General features: G+C 62.7%; 6 protein-coding genes. All 6 read right to left on the minus strand.

What is annotated here, in order from left to right:
* Positions 1–563: 563 nt before the first annotated feature.
* The 6 genes from ASG57_RS33235 to rplJ all read right to left on the minus strand — a co-directional run bounded on the left by ASG57_RS33235 (position 564) and on the right by rplJ (position 14,826).
* Positions 564–2,564 carry an ABC transporter ATP-binding protein gene (locus ASG57_RS33235; protein ID WP_057198986.1) on the minus strand — a complete coding sequence of 667 codons (2,001 nt, stop codon included), beginning with the start codon at positions 2,562–2,564 and terminating at the stop codon, positions 564–566.
* A gap of 133 nt (positions 2,565–2,697) precedes the next feature.
* Positions 2,698–4,752, minus strand: a complete 2,055-nt coding sequence (locus ASG57_RS33240; protein ID WP_024342443.1) for an FAD-dependent oxidoreductase — start codon at positions 4,750–4,752, stop codon at positions 2,698–2,700.
* 193 nt (positions 4,753–4,945) lie between these two features.
* Positions 4,946–9,142 (minus strand): DNA-directed RNA polymerase subunit beta', encoded by a 4,197-nt coding sequence (gene rpoC, locus ASG57_RS33245; protein ID WP_024342442.1) that lies wholly within the window; start codon positions 9,140–9,142, stop codon positions 4,946–4,948.
* A 128-nt stretch (positions 9,143–9,270) separates the two neighbouring features.
* Positions 9,271–13,395, minus strand: a complete 4,125-nt coding sequence (gene rpoB / locus ASG57_RS33250) for a DNA-directed RNA polymerase subunit beta (protein ID WP_024342441.1) — start codon at positions 13,393–13,395, stop codon at positions 9,271–9,273.
* Between the two features lie 480 nt (positions 13,396–13,875).
* On the minus strand, positions 13,876–14,253 hold the full coding sequence (gene rplL / locus ASG57_RS33255) for a 50S ribosomal protein L7/L12 (protein WP_024342440.1): 378 nt from the start codon (positions 14,251–14,253) through the stop codon (positions 13,876–13,878).
* Between the two features lie 54 nt (positions 14,254–14,307).
* The gene (gene rplJ / locus ASG57_RS33260) at positions 14,308–14,826 is read right to left on the minus strand and encodes a 50S ribosomal protein L10 (RefSeq protein WP_024342439.1); all 519 of its coding nucleotides are present in this window, start codon (positions 14,824–14,826) and stop codon (positions 14,308–14,310) included.
* Between the last annotated feature and the right edge of the window lie 223 nt (positions 14,827–15,049).

A 15,049-nucleotide genomic window follows, 5' to 3' on the forward strand; every position in this document is an offset into this window, starting at 1 on the left:
TGGTGCCCGCCTTGAGCGACCCTTGTGGACTAGTCCTTGGGGATCAACGGGTGGCCCGTTCCGACTCTGGCGATGCTCACCGCCTGTCGTTAAGTGAGGCGCTTTCTATAAGCGAGAATCGGTCTAGTCAAGGCGAAACGACAGTCACAAAGCGCTTCATGCGCCTGCAGAATTAGCCTCTTCGGCGTACCCACCGCGTCCGACCGACGGAGCAACAGAGTGTCCGCTGTGCCAGTATCGATCATATTTCATCCGGATTAAATATTCCTTTATTACTAGAATGAGGTTCTTTTGATGGCCGGGCGCCAATCCGCCCTCCGCGGTCGGGTTCCGGCGCAATCGCGCGTTGCGATGTCGAGCCCCGCGAGCTGATTTCCGACGACACTGATCGCCGTTGCAGAAGCTTATGCCACCCACGCAGAGGCCCGAGAAAATCAGCGGCTCCGCGCCGGCCGAACGATTTGGATCCGAGAATCGCTATGCCGGCGCTGCGTTTGCGCAGCCCCGACGGCAAGATAGATCAGACAGGGTCTGTTCTTCCGGAGCTGAACGCCCGCCCGCGATCACTCCTCGTCCTCATCGTCGAGATCGTCATCATCGTCATCGCCGCTGTCCTCGGCGTGAGCCGACGCGCCATGAGGCTGGTGGATCTGGTCGTTCCACAGCTTGCGATAGATGCCGTTCCTGGCGAGCAGCTCGGCGTGGGAGCCCCGCTCGATCGCCCTGCCCCCTGAAATCACGATGATCTCATCCATCTCGACCACCGAGGTCAGACGGTGGGTCGACCAGATCATGGTGCGACCCTTGGCGACCTTGAGCAGCGTACGGTTGATTGCGGCCTCCGTGGTCTGATCGAGCGCCGAGGTGGCTTCGTCCAGCAGCAGCACGGAAGGGTTCCGGATGATTGCGCGGGCGATCGCGATGCGTTGGCGCTGGCCGCCCGACAGCGTGTCTCCGCGTTCCCCGACGGGCGTATCGTAGCGCTGCGGCAGGCTCATGATGTAGCGGTGGATCTCGGCCTTCTTGGCCGCCTCCTCCACCTCTTCGTCCGTTGCGCCCTCCTTGCCGAGACGGATGTTCTCGCGGATCGACATGTTGAAGAGCATGTTCTCCTGGAACACCACTGCCATGCTCCGCCGCAGCGAATCCAGCGTCACCCTGCGGACATCGACGCCGTCGATGGTGACGCGGCCCTCGTCGGGAACGTAGAGCCGCAGGATCAGATTGAGCAGCGTGCTCTTGCCGGAGCCGCTCGGACCGACGATGGCGATACGCTTGCCGGCATTGAGCTTGAGGCTGAGATTATCCAGCACCGGCGTCTGACTGCCCTCGTACCGGAAGGTGACGTGATCGAAAGTGATGTCGTTGGTGATGCGCGGCAGATCGGGCGCACCCGGACGATCGGCGGCGCGGGTCGGCTCATCGAGCAATTCCTGGATGTGGCGGATGGCGGCGGCCGAGGAGATCGACACCGGGACGAAATGCATGACGTGAGCGATGTTGTAGGACACCTCCCAGAACGCGCTCTCGAAGGTGACGAAGGTCCCGATGGTGATCTGGCCGGTGGTTGCAAGATAGGCGCCGATCGCGAGCACCACGAGATGCAGGAGAAGAACTGAGATGGTGACCGTCCGCTCCACCATCGTCGAGAGGAACGTAGCCGCAGCGATCCTGTTGCGGGTCTCGTCGTTGCGCAAGGTGAAGAAGCCGAACATCTTGCGTTGGAGGCTGAACGCCTTGATCACAGCCTGCGCCGCGACATTCTCCTGCACCATGCCGAGCAGCGCGCTCTCGTTGAGCTTCTGCTCGTAGTTGGCCTGCACCGCTTTAGGAGTCAGAATCCGCGGGCCGATCAGTGTGATCGGGAACACCAGTAGCGCGACGACGGCGAGCTGCCAGTTCAGGAACAACATCAGGATGATGCCGGCGATCAGTTCCAGGAACGGCAGCGCCGCGCTGTTGGCGAACGTCTTGACCGAACCTTCGAAGGCCGAGAGGTCGACCGAGAAACGCGACAGGATCTCGCCGCGCTTCGTGCGGCCGAAATAGGCGGCCGGCAGGTCCTGGACATGCTCGAACAGGCGCTTGCGGACATCGGAGATGATGCAGGCGGCAAGCCGCGCGTCCCAGCGCTCGTACCAGACCGCGACGATCGAGGTGAATATGCCGGCGATCGCGAGCACGCCGAGGATCTTGTAGAGCGCCCGGAAGTCCTCCTCGCCCAGCGCGTCGTCGATCAGATACTTGAGGCTGAGGGGCATAATGACGTTGAACAGCGTCTCCACGAGGACACCGAACGCCACGTAGGACAGCATCCGCTTGTAGTTGGTCAGATAGGGCCTGACGAATCCGACGATGGTCGCGAGCGCCCCGGCGGCCTCGCGCGCAGTAAAGACGACGAGGTCCTCGTCCTCATCGTCGTCGAGTTCCAGTTCGTCCTCTCCGTCTTCTTCGTCCTCGTCGTCGAGATCGACTTTGGCAGCAGAGGCCAGCTTGTCGTCGAGCTCGACCGCCTCTTTCGCGGCGAGCTTCTGTTTGTCGGGAGGGAGGGGCTTGGACGCCATGAAACCAACCGATGCTGACGGCCGGCATGACCGCAGAGAATGCAGGAATAGCGGCAACCGCTATTGCACCGATTCTATGCGATCAGGATGAATTCGGCAAAACAATTGGCGAATTCGCACCGCATCCCGCGGGCTAATCCTCGTCCTCGACCTTGTCGAAGAAGGAATAACGCAAGCTATCGGCGTCGGCGTACCATTGCCCAGGCCCCTTGTTCGCGGCGAGCGTCGCTTCCCAGAGCGCATCGGTGCAATCCTTGCGGTGCATCGACAGATCGAAGCCGTTGCCGAAGAACAGTTCGGACCATTCCCACCAGGTACCCAGCTTCTTGACGCCGCGCAGGAGATCGTATCGGTCGATCAATGCCGGCGCCATGTCCGAGGTGATCGAGCCGAACACGAGGCCGGTCTTGACCACGCGGTTGAGCTCGCGGATCGCGCGGCCCACCTGTCTGGGGGCAACGTGACAGAGGCTGGTCTCAAACACGAAATCGAACGCGCGGTCCTTGAACGGCATGTCGGTGATCGAGCCGAGCTTGTTGTACTTCTTCAGCGCTTTTGGCGTCTTGGCGTGGATGCCGCGATTGTTCTCGATTCCCCATGCATCGATGCCGCGATCGCGCAGCGCACCGACCAATTCTCCGCTGGCGGAACCCGCGACCAGCATCTTGGCGCCCGTCGCCTTGCCCCAGACGATGCTGATCAGTCTGGTGAGGTAATCGGGGTCGGTGAAGTGGCGCCAGGCCTGGTGATAGGGTCCGAGGCCGCGATAGTTCTCGAAATAATCGCGATCGATCTTGTTCGAAAGCGGCTTATCCTCCTGCGTGCGTTCGCGGCGCAGGCGCATCATCTCGGTCAGGATAATGTCGGTCGCTGCGTCCGAGGAGTCGAGCAGACCGTTCAGCGTCGAGTCGAACAGATAGTCGCCGACCACGACGATTCCGGGATGATCCTTCGGCTCGGGCCGGTGATTGGTCATGACGTCGCGCACCGGCAAGCCGCCTGGAATTGCGTTCACCGACGACAGCCAGCGGTGGATCTTGCCTTCCATGAAATGCAAACGCGCATCGCCGAGAGACGCCGGCAGCGACTTCAGGGCGGCATCGATCAGCTCCCCGTCCGACAGATTGGCGAAAGCCAGCGCGTCGGAGCCGGGGATGAGCCAGTTCAGAACGCCATGCTTGCCGACGTCGTGACGCGCACCCTCATTGTAGACGCAGCAGCCGCCGAAGGCCTCCGACATGAACCAGGCTCCGGGAATCTTCTCGCCCCAGAACGGCTCGTCGAACAGGATCGACACGCGCAAATAATGAGCGGGACGGTCGAAGTAGGCAACGTGCTTGACCATCGACCTGCGCAGCTGCTCGCCCTCCCAGCCGAGGGTGGCGAGCCAGGAATGCGGCAGGCAGACCAGCACGAGATCGAAATCGCGGATCTCCGGTCCCTTGCCGTTCATCATCTTGAGCTGATAGCGGCCGGTCGGCGCCTTGCCGACGGTGAGCACGCGGTGATTGAGCTGGATGTCCGCGTTGACCTCGGACTGCAGGCATTCGATCAGCTGCTCGTTGCCGTTCTGGATGGAATAGAGGCCGATATAGCCATCGACGTCCATCAGATAGTTCTTGAGGGCATTGAGACCGTTGGTGTTGTGGCTCTCGGTCGCGATGTCGGACCGCGCCATCACCTTGAAGAAACGCTTTGCCGTCTCGTCCTCGACCTCCTCGTCGAGCACCTGCTCGGCGGTCTTGTAAGCCCAGGGATTCTCGTTGTCGTGCGCACCAACGCCCTCGTAATACTCGACGGGCGACATTGCCTCGGTGCAGCGCTTCCGGAACGCCTCGATCGCGTCCGCGGTCTTGGCGCCATATCTGCGGCGCATGCCGGGCACATCATTGATGAGTTCGCCGCCAAAATGTACCTGCTCGGCGTCCATCGGGATGGTCTGGAGGCCGAAATGCTGGATCAATTCGCGCAGCGGATCGGGTCCCGTCATCGAGTAGTCGTAGATCTCGGCAACGCCGGCCTCGTACATCGCGGGGGCTGAATCGAATTTGCGCGTGACGATCTTGCCGCCGAGCCGATCGGAGGCCTCGTAGATGGTGACGCGACAGAGATCGCCGAGCTTACGCTTCAGATACCAGGCGCTCATCAGCCCGCCGGGGCCGCCGCCTACGATTGCGAGATCAAGCATGTGGGTTCCGTGGTCTTCCGGCCCTGCCCCCATCGCGGGACCACCGGTCTACGCTCTCCTAGCAGAAGCCCTTTTGCGGCTGAAGGAAAGATGAATGGAGGCTGAGCCTGCGTCGCAGCAGGCAAAGATAGCAGCAAAAAGGCCGGCAAAAGCCGGCCTTTTCATTGTCCTACGTATTCCTACGGATGAACGATCATTCCGCAGGCGGCAGCGCAGGAAGCTCGGCTTCCGGTGCGGGCGACACGACGGCCGCCTGCTTCTCGCGCTCGTCCAGGATCAGCTTGTCGCGCTTCATGGCGACTTCGCGGATCTTGGCCATGGAGGCGCCGGTGCCCGCCGGGATCAGCCGGCCGACGATGACGTTCTCCTTGAGGCCCTCGAGCGGATCGATCTTGCCGTTGACCGCCGCTTCGGTGAGGACGCGTGTGGTCTCCTGGAACGATGCCGCCGAGAAGAAGGACCGGGTCTGCAGGCTCGCCTTGGTGATGCCGAGCAGAACCGGCGTTCCCGTGGCGGGCTTCTTGCCCTCTTCCTTGGCCTTCGCGTTCAGCGCGTCGAACTCGATCTTGTCGACCTGCTCGCCCGAGATCATGTCCGTATCGCCCTGGTCGGTGACTTCCACCTTCTGGAGCATCTGACGGACAATCACCTCGATGTGCTTGTCGTTGATGAGCACGCCTTGCAGCCGGTAGACCTCCTGGATCTCGTTGACCAGATAGGCCGCGAGTTCCTCGATGCCCTTCACCGCCAGGATGTCGTGCGGCGCCGGGTTGCCCTCCACGATGAAGTCGCCCTTTTCGACGACGTCGCCGTCCTGGAGGTGGATGTGCTTGCCCTTCGGGATCAGGTACTCGCGCGGCTCGTCGGTCTTGTCCATCGGCTCGATCGAGATGCGACGCTTGTTCTTGTAGTCGCGTCCGAACCGGATGGTGCCCGCGATTTCGGCGATGATTGCCGCATCCTTCGGGCGCCGGGCCTCGAACAGTTCCGCCACGCGCGGCAGACCGCCGGTGATGTCACGCGTCTTGGCGCTTTCGGTCGAGACACGGGCGAGGATGTCGCCCGGCGCAACCTTGGCTCCAATGTCGACAGACAGAATGGCGTCGACCGACAGCATGTAGCGGGCATCGCCGCCCCGAGCGAGCTTGAGCACCTTGCCGTCCTTGCCCTTGACCACGATGGCCGGACGCAGGTCCGAGCCGCCGCGCGTCGAGCGCCAGTCGATAACCACGCGCTTGGCGATACCGGTGGCTTCGTCGAGCGTTTCCGAGATCGACTGCCCCTCGACAAGATCCTCGAAGCCGATGGTTCCTTCGACTTCGGTGAGCAGTGGACGGGTGTAGGGATCCCACTCGACGATACGCTGGCCGCGCTTGACCATGTCGCCCTCGTCAACGTGCAGGCGCGAACCGTACTGAATACGGTGCGTTGCACGCTCGGTGCCGTCGGCATCGACGATCGCGACAACCATGTTGCGCACCATCGCGATCAGGTGACCTTCGCTGTTGCGGGCGATGGCCTTGTTCCTGATCACGATCTTGCCGTCGAAGTTGGCTTCGACGAAGGACTGCTCGTTGAGCTGCGCCGCACCACCGATGTGGAAGGTGCGCATGGTCAGCTGCGTGCCCGGCTCGCCGATCGATTGCGCCGCGATGACGCCGACCGCTTCGCCATGGTTGACCGGCGTGCCGCGGGCGAGGTCACGGCCGTAGCACTTGCCGCAGATGCCGTTGACGAGCTCGCAGGTCAGCGCCGAGCGGATCTTCACCTCCTGGATGCCGGCCTGATGGATGGCATCCACGTGGCTCTCTTCCATCAGCGTATCGCGCTTGACGATCACCTTGCCCGAGCTGTCACGCACGTCTTCGCAGGCCGTGCGTCCGAGGATGCGCGAGCCGAGCGAAGCGACCACGGTGCCGGCGTCGACGATGGCGCGCATCTTGATGCCGAGCTTGGTTCCGCAGTCGCTCTGCGTGATGATGCAGTCCTGCGCCACGTCGACGAGACGACGGGTCAGGTAGCCGGAGTTCGCGGTCTTCAACGCGGTGTCCGCGAGGCCCTTGCGGGCGCCGTGGGTCGAGTTGAAGTACTCGAGCACCGAGAGGCCTTCCTTGAAGTTCGAGATGATCGGCGTCTCGATGATCTCACCCGACGGCTTGGCCATCAGGCCGCGCATGCCGGCGAGCTGGCGCATCTGGGCCGGCGAACCGCGGGCACCGGAGTGAGCCATCATGTAGATCGAGTTGATGTCGGCGTCGGCTCCGCTCGCCGTCTTCTTGGTGGCGGAGATCTCCTTCATCATCGCCTTGGCGATTTCTTCCGTGGCCTTCGACCAGGCGTCGACGACCTTGTTGTACTTCTCGCCGTGCGTGATCAGACCGTCGTTGTACTGCTGCTCGAAATCCTTCGCCAGCGTACGGGTGGTGTCGACGATCTTCCACTTGCCGTGCGGCACGACCATGTCGTCCTTGCCGAACGAGATGCCGGCCTTGAACGCGTTGTAGAAGCCGAGCGCCATGATGCGGTCGCAGAAGATCACGGTCTCCTTCTGACCGCAGTGGCGGTAGACTTGGTCGATGACGCCGGAGATCTCGCGCTTGGTCATCAGCTTGTTGATGATCTCGTACGAAATCCGCGGGTTCTTCGGCAGCAGATTGCCGAGCATGACGCGGCCGGCGGTGGTTTCGATCCAGCGCTTGGAGACCTTGCCGGTCTCGTCCATGCCTTCCCACCGGTACTTGATCTTGGTGTGGAGGTGGATGACCTTCGCGTGCAGCGCGTGCTCGAGTTCGGCCATGTCGCCGAACACCTTGCCCTCGCCGGGCAGGCCTTCGCGCATGATCGAGACGTAGTACAGGCCGAGCACGATGTCCTGCGACGGCACGATGATCGGCTGACCGTTCGCCGGATGCAGGATGTTGTTGGTCGACATCATCAGGACGCGCGCTTCCAGCTGCGCTTCAAGCGACAGCGGAACGTGGACGGCCATCTGGTCGCCGTCGAAGTCGGCGTTGAAGGCGGAGCAGACCAGCGGGTGGAGCTGGATCGCCTTGCCCTCGATGAGCACGGGCTCGAACGCCTGGATGCCCAGGCGATGCAGCGTCGGCGCGCGGTTGAGCAGCACCGGATGCTCGCGGATGACCTCGTCCAGGATGTCCCAGACCTCGGGCCGCTCCTTCTCGACCAGCTTCTTGGCCTGCTTCACGGTGGTGGACAGACCCTTGGCGTCAAGCCGCGAGTAGATGAACGGCTTGAACAGTTCGAGCGCCATCTTCTTCGGCAGGCCGCACTGATGCAGGCGCAGTTCGGGACCGACCACGATCACCGAGCGGCCCGAATAGTCGACGCGCTTGCCGAGCAGGTTCTGACGGAAGCGGCCCTGCTTGCCCTTGAGCATGTCGGCGAGCGACTTCAGCGGACGCTTGTTGGCGCCGGTGATGACGCGACCACGGCGGCCGTTGTCGAACAGCGCGTCGACGGCCTCCTGAAGCATGCGCTTCTCGTTGCGGATGATGATGTCGGGCGCGCGCAGCTCCATCAGCCGCTTCAACCGGTTGTTGCGGTTGATGACACGGCGGTAGAGATCGTTGAGGTCCGAGGTCGCGAAGCGGCCGCCGTCCAGCGGCACCAGCGGACGCAGGTCCGGCGGAATCACCGGGACCACGGTCATGATCATCCATTCCGGCTTGTTGCCGGAGTGGCGGAACGCTTCCACGATCTTCAGGCGCTTGGCGAGCTTCTTGTGCTTGATGTCGGAGTCGGTCTCCTGCATCTCGACGCGCAAGGAGGCCTCGAGCTTCTCGAGGTCCATGCCCTTGAGCAGCTCACGGATCGCCTCCGCGCCGATCATGGCGGTGAAGGAATCCTGGCCGTACTCGTCCTGTGCCTTCAGATATTCGTCTTCCGACAGCAGCTGACGGTCCTTCAGCGCGGTGAGACCCGGCTCCAGCACGACGTAATATTCGAAGTAGAGGATCCGCTCGAGATCCTTGAGCGTCATATCCAGCAGAAGACCGATGCGCGAGGGCAGCGACTTCAGGAACCAGATGTGGGCGACGGGGGCTGCGAGTTCGATGTGGCCCATGCGCTCGCGCCGAACGCGCGACAGCGTGACCTCGACCGAGCACTTCTCGCAGATGATGCCCTTGTACTTCATGCGCTTGTACTTGCCGCACAAGCACTCGTAGTCCTTGATCGGCCCGAAGATGCGCGCGCAGAACAGGCCGTCGCGCTCGGGCTTGAAGGTGCGGTAGTTGATGGTCTCCGGCTTCTTGATCTCGCCGTAGGACCAGGACAGAATCTTTTCCGGAGACGCGATCGAGATCCGGATCTGGTCGAAGACCTGAGCCGGCGTCGTCGGATTGAAGAGATTCATAATTTCTTGGTTCATCGTCTTCTCCTCGCGTGCCGGTCGCCTCCGGCCGCAAATTCGAAAATCACTTAGCGGGGCGCCCTGCCCTCAAGGCCTCGGGAGGGGCACCAATGCCCGGCCGCGAGGGCCGGGCATGAAAGATCGTATTACTCGGCCGCTTCCGACGTCGGCGCCGGTCCCATCTTGGAGTTATGCAAGTCGACGTTGAGGCCGAGCGAGCGCATTTCCTTGACCAGCACGTTGAACGATTCCGGAATACCGGCCTCGAACGTGTCGTCGCCGCGCACGATCGCCTCGTACACCTTGGTACGGCCGGCGACGTCGTCCGACTTCACCGTCAGCATCTCCTGGAGCGTGTACGCCGCGCCGTAAGCCTCGAGCGCCCACACCTCCATTTCGCCGAAGCGCTGGCCGCCGAACTGCGCCTTGCCGCCCAGCGGCTGCTGGGTGACGAGCGAGTACGGACCGATCGAACGCGCGTGGATCTTGTCGTCGACCAGATGGTGCAGCTTGAGCATGTAGATGTAGCCCACCGTCACCTTGCGATCGAACGGATCGCCGGTGCGGCCGTCATAGACGGTCGACTGCCCCGACGCGTCGAGACCGGCAAGCTTCAGCATCTCCTCGATGTCGGCTTCCTTGGCGCCGTCGAACACCGGCGTCGCGATCGGCACGCCGCGGCTGAGGTTATGGCCGAGTTCGAGCAGCTCGTTGTCGTTGAGCGACTTGATCGTCTCGTCCTCGCCGTAGACCTTCTTCAAGGTTTCCTTCAGCGGCTTGATGTCCTGCTTCGACAGATAGGCATCGACCGTCTGGCCGATACGCTTGCCGAGGCCGGCGCAGGCCCAGCCGAGATGGGTCTCGAGGATCTGTCCGACGTTCATGCGCGAAGGCACGCCGAGCGGATTGAGTACGATGTCGGCATGCGTGCCGTCTTCGAGGAAAGGCATGTCCTCGATCGGCACGATCTTCGACACCACGCCCTTGTTGCCGTGGCGGCCGGCCATCTTGTCGCCGGGCTGGATCTTGCGCTTCACCGCGACGAAGACCTTGACCATCTTCATCACGCCGGGCGGAAGCTCGTCGCCGCGCTGAAGCTTCTCGACCTTGTCGAGGAAGCGCTGTTCCAGCCCCTTCTTCGACTCGTCGTACTGCTTCCGCATGGCCTCGATCTCGGCCATCAGCTTGTCGTTGGGCGAAGCGAACAGCCACCATTGCGACTTCGGGTACTCCTCGAGCACCGCACGGGTGATCTTGGTGTCCTTCTTGAAGCCTTTCGGGCCTGCGATGCCCTGCCGCCCCTCGAGGAGCTCGGCAAGACGGTTGTAGACGTTGCGGTCCAGGATGGCCTGCTCGTCGTCGCGGTCCTTGGCGAGGCGCTCGATCTCTTCCCGCTCGATCGCCAGCGCACGCTCGTCCTTGTCGACACCATGGCGGTTGAACACGCGCACTTCAACGATCGTGCCCTGCACGCCCGGAGGGACGCGCAGCGAGGTGTCGCGAACGTCGGAGGCCTTCTCGCCGAAGATGGCGCGCAGGAGCTTTTCTTCCGGCGTCATCGGGCTTTCGCCCTTCGGCGTGATCTTGCCGACCAGGATGTCGCCGGCGCGCACCTCAGCGCCGATGTAGACGATGCCGGCCTCGTCGAGGTTCTTCAGCGCTTCTTCCGAGACGTTCGGGATGTCGCGGGTGATTTCCTCAGGTCCGAGCTTGGTGTCGCGCGCCATCACCTCGAACTCCTCGATGTGGATCGAGGTGAAGACGTCTTCCTTCACGATCCGCTCGGAGAGCAGGATCGAGTCTTCGAAGTTGTAGCCGTTCCACGGCATGAACGCGACCAGCACGTTTCGGCCGAGCGCGAGTTCGCCGAGATCGGTCGACGGACCGTCGGCGATGATGTCGCCCTTCTTGACGACGTCACCGACCTTCACCAGCGGACGCTGGTTGATGCAGGTCGACTGGTTGGAGCGCTGGTACTTCATCAGACGGTAGATATCGACGCCCGACTTGGTGGGATCGAGATCTTCCGTCGCGCGGATGACGACGCGGGTCGCGTCGATCTGGTCGATCACGCCGGAGCGGCGCGCCGCGATCGCGGCACCCGAGTCACGGGCAACCACACCCTCCATGCCGGTGCCGACGAACGGCGCCTCGGCGCGAACCAGCGGCACCGCCTGGCGCTGCATGTTCGAGCCCATCAGCGCGCGGTTGGCGTCGTCGTTCTCGAGGAACGGAATCAGCGCCGCGGCGACCGAAACCAGCTGCTTCGGCGACACGTCCATGTAGTCGACCTTGTCGGGCGTCATCGGCACGACGTCGCGGGTGCCGCTCGAGCGGCAGACCACCAGGTCTTCGGTGAAGCGACCCTTGGCGTCGACCGGCACGTTGGCCTGAGCCACGGAATAGCGTCCCTCTTCCATCGCCGACAGGTACACGACCTCGTCGGTGACACGGCCGTCCTTGACCTTGCGGTACGGCGTCTCGACGAAGCCGTACTTGTTCACGCGCGCGAAGGTCGCGAGCGAGTTGATCAGGCCGATGTTCGGACCTTCCGGCGTCTCGATCGGGCAGATGCGGCCGTAATGCGTCGGATGCACGTCGCGCACCTCGAAGCCGGCGCGCTCGCGGGTCAGACCGCCCGGTCCAAGCGCCGACAGGCGGCGCTTGTGGGTGATTTCCGACAGCGGGTTGGTCTGGTCCATGAACTGCGAGAGCTGCGAGGAGCCGAAGAACTCGCGCACGGCGGCAGCTGCGGGCTTCGCGTTGATCAGGTCCTGCGGCATGACCGTGTCGATGTCGACCGAGGACATGCGCTCCTTGATCGCGCGCTCCATGCGCAGCAGGCCGATGCGGTACTGGTTCTCCATGAGCTCGCCGACCGAACGCACACGGCGGTTGCCGAGATGGTCGATGTCGTCGATCTCGCCCTTGCCGTCGCGCAGATCCACCAGCGTCTTGATGACGGAGAGGATGTCCTCCTTGCGAAGCGTGCGCTGGGTGTCGGGCGCATCGAGGTCGAGGCGCATGTTCATCTTGACGCGACCGACCGCGGAGAGGTCGTAGCGTTCTGCGTCGAAGAACAGCGACTGGAACATCGCCTGCGCCGACTCCAGCGTCGGCGGCTCGCCCGGACGCATCACGCGGTAGATGTCGAACAGCGCGTCCTCACGCGTCATGTTCTTGTCGGCCGACAGCGTATTGCGGATGTAGGGTCCGACATTGACATGGTCGATGTCGAGCAGCGGCAGCTCCTTGTATCCCTGCTCGTTGAGCGCCTTCATCAGCTTGTCGGTGATTTCCTCACCGGCCTCGGCGTGGATCTCGCCGGTCTTCGGGTTGACGAGATCCTCGGCGACGTAGTTGCCGACCAGTTCCTCGTCAGCCATGCGCAGCGCCTTCAGCCCCTTCTCCTGGAGCTGGCGCGCGGCGCGGACAGTGAGCTTCTTGCCGGCCTCGAGCACGACCTTGCCGGTGTCGGCGTCGATCAGGTCGTTGACGGTCGAGTAGCCGCGGAAACGGTTGGCGTCGAACGGAACACGCCAGCCCTCCTTCGTCCGCTTGTAGAGAATCTTCTTGTAGAACGTGGACAGGATCGCCTCGCCGTCGAGGCCGAGAGCGAACATCAGCGACGTCACCGGAATCTTGCGGCGACGGTCGATACGCGCATAGACGATGTCCTTGGCGTCGAACTCGATATCGAGCCAGGAGCCGCGATACGGGATGACGCGGGCGGCGAATAGCAGCTTGCCCGAGGAATGGGTCTTGCCCTTGTCGTGGTCGAAGAACACGCCGGGCGACCGGTGCATCTGCGAGACGATGACGCGCTCGGTACCGTTGACGATGAAGGTGCCGTTCATCGTCATGAGCGGGATGTCGCCCATGTAGACGTCCTGCTCCTTGATGTCCTTCACCGACTTGGCGCCCGTTTCCTCGTCGATATCGAACACGATCAGACGCAGCGTCACCTTGAGGGGTGCAGCGAAGGTCATGCCGCGCTGACGGCACTCGTCGACGTCGTATTTCGGCTGCTCGAACTCGTAGCGGACGAATTCCAGCATCGAGGTGCCCGAGAAGTCGGAAATCGGAAACACCGAGCGGAACACCGCCTGCAGACCTTCGTCGAGACGGCCGCCCGGGGGCTCGTCGACCATCAGGAACTGATCATAGGACGCCTTCTGAACCTCGATGAGGTTCGGCATCTCGGCGACTTCCTTGATGTGTCCGAAGAACTTGCGAACTCGTTTGCGACCGGTGAATGTCTGCTGCGCCATCGTGGCCTCTCATTTTCGTCGCCCGCTCGGGGCGCGCCGTCCGGAACGCGGCTGCCACCGCTCTCCGGGTTGAATTCTTCGAACCGTCTTGGGGCTGGAGCCTCAGCTTCAGGCAGGAATGTCCTGAATCTGTTCTTCAGACCTTCAAAACGCAAAACGACGCGCGGGGCGCAAGAGCGCACCCGCCCGTCACATCGACCAACTTCACGGACTGCAAAAGCCCGAAATAACCTGCTCTCCCAACGGCTTACAGGGAAATCCGGCATCCCTGCCCACCGCGCTTTCGTGCTGTCGACCCGATATGGGGCGACAATAGTGCAGATTCGAGGGTCAAACCCTCAAATCCCCACACTTTTTCGTGTTCGGCCTACGTCGGGAGGTTCCGTCGCACGCCTTTTGCATCTCGGCCACCCTCTGGAGCAGCGGACCAGGACCCCGACCGCGCCGAACGCAGCCGGGATCCTTGCCAGTAAGTGCTGCTTACTTGAGCTCGACCTTGGCGCCAGCCTTCTCGAGCTGGGCCTTGATCTTGTCGGCTTCTTCCTTGTTCACGCCTTCCTTCAGCGGCTTCGGAGCACCCTCGACGAGGTCCTTTGCTTCCTTCAGGCCGAGACCAGTGATGGCGCGGACTTCCTTGATGACCTCGATCTTCTTGTCGCCGGCGCTGGCGAGAACGACCGTGAACTCGGTCTTCTCTTCGGCCGGAGCGGCGGCGGCGCCACCTGCGGCCGGGCCGGCCACGGCGACAGCCGCGGCAGCCGAAACGCCCCACTTCTCTTCGAGGAGCTTCGCGAGCTCGGCAGCTTCGAGCACGGTGAGGCTCGAGAGGTCGTCAACGATCTTCTGCAAGTCAGCCATTGTTCAGTTTCCTTGAGTGTAAGTCTGGTTCGGGTTTGAGTTTTGCGAAGGGCGTCAGGCCGCTTCGCCCTTTGAGGCATGAGCCTGGATGACGCGTGCGAGCTTGCCCGCGGGCGCGTTGGCGAGCTGGGCCAGCTTGGTCGCCGGGGCCACGATGAGGCCGACGATCTTGCCGCGCAGTTCGTCAAGCGACGGTAGCGAGGCAAGCGCCTTCACGCCGTCGACATTCAGGACGGTCTTCCCCATCGATCCGCCGACGATGACGAACTTTTCGTTCGCCTTGGCGAAGTCGATGGCGACCTTCGGCGCCGCTACCGGATCGCTGGAAGTCGCGATCACGGTCGGTCCCTTCAGCATGGGGCCGATGGCAACGACGTCAGTGCCTTCAAGAGCAATTTTGGCGAGACGGTTCTTCGAGACCTTCACCGATGCGCCAGCCTGCCGCATCTGCTTGCGCAGAGTCTGCATCTGGGCGACGGTGAGGCCGGAATATTGAGCAACGATCGCGACGCCCGTGGTCTTGAAGACCTCATGGAGCTGTTCGACCGCTTCTTTTTTTGCCGCTCGTTCCACAGCAAGCTCTCTCCGGTTGGCGGTCATCGCAAAAGCGGGACCACCGGGTTGCACCCATCGTCCCACCCAAACCTGAACCTCCGGGGCAAAGCCCTTCGGACACGCCGGGCAAGACGACAATTCAAAGCCTGCCCTCCGGGAGCCCATGAGGCCCACGGCGTGTCGAGGTCCGAACCAGACCCGTTTCGCGAAACCAGCCGCTAAAGCTGGGTGCGAAGTGAAA

The sequence above is a fragment of the Bradyrhizobium sp. Leaf396 genome (assembly GCF_001424605.1).
In the GTDB taxonomy this organism is placed as follows: domain Bacteria; phylum Pseudomonadota; class Alphaproteobacteria; order Rhizobiales; family Xanthobacteraceae; genus Bradyrhizobium; species Bradyrhizobium japonicum_C.

Excerpts from the sequence above, each read along its gene's own strand:
- rplL (WP_024342440.1), bottom strand. The coding sequence starts at position 14,253 with ATGGCTGACTTGCAGAAGATCGTTGACGACCTCTCGAGCCTCACCGTG.
- rpoC (WP_024342442.1), bottom strand. The coding sequence starts at position 9,142 with ATGAACCAAGAAATTATGAATCTCTTCAATCCGACGACGCCGGCTCAG.
- ASG57_RS33235 (WP_057198986.1), bottom strand. The coding sequence starts at position 2,564 with ATGGCGTCCAAGCCCCTCCCTCCCGACAAACAGAAGCTCGCCGCGAAA.
- ASG57_RS33240 (WP_024342443.1), bottom strand. The coding sequence starts at position 4,752 with ATGCTTGATCTCGCAATCGTAGGCGGCGGCCCCGGCGGGCTGATGAGC.
- rpoB (WP_024342441.1), bottom strand. The coding sequence starts at position 13,395 with ATGGCGCAGCAGACATTCACCGGTCGCAAACGAGTTCGCAAGTTCTTC.